1 protein-coding gene is annotated in these 1,436 nt (G+C 59.3%); it reads left to right on the top strand.

The window, feature by feature from the left end; genetic code table 11:
* Positions 1-123: 123 nt before the first annotated feature.
* Positions 124-1,389 carry an IS256 family transposase gene (locus GCT13_RS47680; protein WP_152768433.1) on the top strand — a complete coding sequence of 422 codons (1,266 nt, stop codon included), beginning with the start codon at positions 124-126 and terminating at the stop codon, positions 1,387-1,389.
* The last annotated feature ends 47 nt before the right edge of the window (positions 1,390-1,436 follow it).

Genomic DNA, 1,436 nt, shown 5'->3' with positions numbered 1-1,436 from the left:
GCGGGAGCTAAAGTCGAATCTGGTGTACGGGGGAGTTGATGCGGGAAGTTGAAAGCGGTGGAGGTTTCAGCTGAGAATCTGATTGTCGAAGTCGGAAACCAGCAAAAAATCAAACCATCCACCATGAGCAAGGATACGGAAAAAGCAGTCGTCGGTCTATCGGGAGTCGGGCTTGGTTTGGACGAATTGGTTCGTCACGGGGCGCGGCAAGTGATTCAACAAGCAATCGAAGCGGAGCTGTCAGAGCTGATGGAGCGGTTCGCGAACGTCAAGACTTTGCAAGGGCAACGCGCCGTCGTGCGCAACGGCTACTTGCCAGAGCGCGAGGTGTTGACGGCCGCTGGGCCGATCGCGGTGAAGGTGCCGAAGGTACGCGATCGATCGGGATCGGGCGTGAAGTTTAATTCGGCGATCGTGCCGCCGTACGTGAGGAAGTCGCCTCGCGTGAGCGCGGCGCTGCCCTGGCTGTATCTGAAGGGCATCTCGACGGGCGATATGGGCGAAGCGTTGAGCGTGTTGCTGGGCGATGACGCCAAGGGCTTGTCGGCCAACGTGGTGAGCCGGCTGAAGGCGCAATGGGCTGACGAGCATGTGGCGTGGAGCCGGCGTGATATGTCTGAGTCGCACTACGTCTATTGGTGGGTCGACGGCATTCACACGGGGCTGCGCAGCGAGAACTCCGATGGGCAATGCTTGCTGGTCATCATCGGCGTGAAACCGGACGGGAGCAAAGAGCGTGTGGCGATCGGCGATGGGTATCGCGAGACAAAAGCGTCGTGGCTGGAGCTGCTGCTCGACCTGAAAAAGCGCGGTCTAAAGGCAGGCCCACGGTTGGCGGTCGGCGACGGCGCCATGGGCTTCTGGGCTGCCCTGGAAGAGGTGTTTCCGACAACACGCGGCCAGCGCTGTTGGTTTCACAAGATGGGCAACGTGCTGAACGCGCTGCCGAAGTCGCAGCAAGGCAAAGCCAAAGCTGACCTGCAGGCGATCTGGATGGCCGCGACTCGCGCCGACGCGTACGCTGCGTTCGATCGTTTCGTATCGATCTATGCGGCGAAATATCCGAAGGCGAGCGAGACGTTGAAAAAGGACCGAGAGAGCTTGCTGGCTTTCTACGAGTTCCCTGCCGAACATTGGCAGCATCTGCGCACGACGAACGCGATTGAATCGACGTTCGCGACGGTGCGCCACCGTACGACGCGCACGCGTAACTGCGTATCGCGACCAACCTTCCTCGGACTGGCATTCAAGCTGATCGAGGAAGCCGAGAAAACCTGGCGTCGTATCAACGGCCCAGAAAAGATCAAGCTGTTGCTCGAGGGCGTTGCCTTCAAGGACGGCGAACCGGTGCAAGACGATCGGCCGGTTCAGCAGAAACTCGCCGCTTGAAATCGATCGCCGTCAAATTGTTCATACACCACTCTTGACACTAGCTC

It is taken from the genome of Paraburkholderia franconis (assembly GCF_009362735.1).
GTDB lineage: Bacteria > Pseudomonadota > Gammaproteobacteria > Burkholderiales > Burkholderiaceae > Paraburkholderia > Paraburkholderia franconis.
Note: the sequence above shows the minus strand (reverse complement) of the source record. Positions and strands in the feature narration are given on the sequence as shown.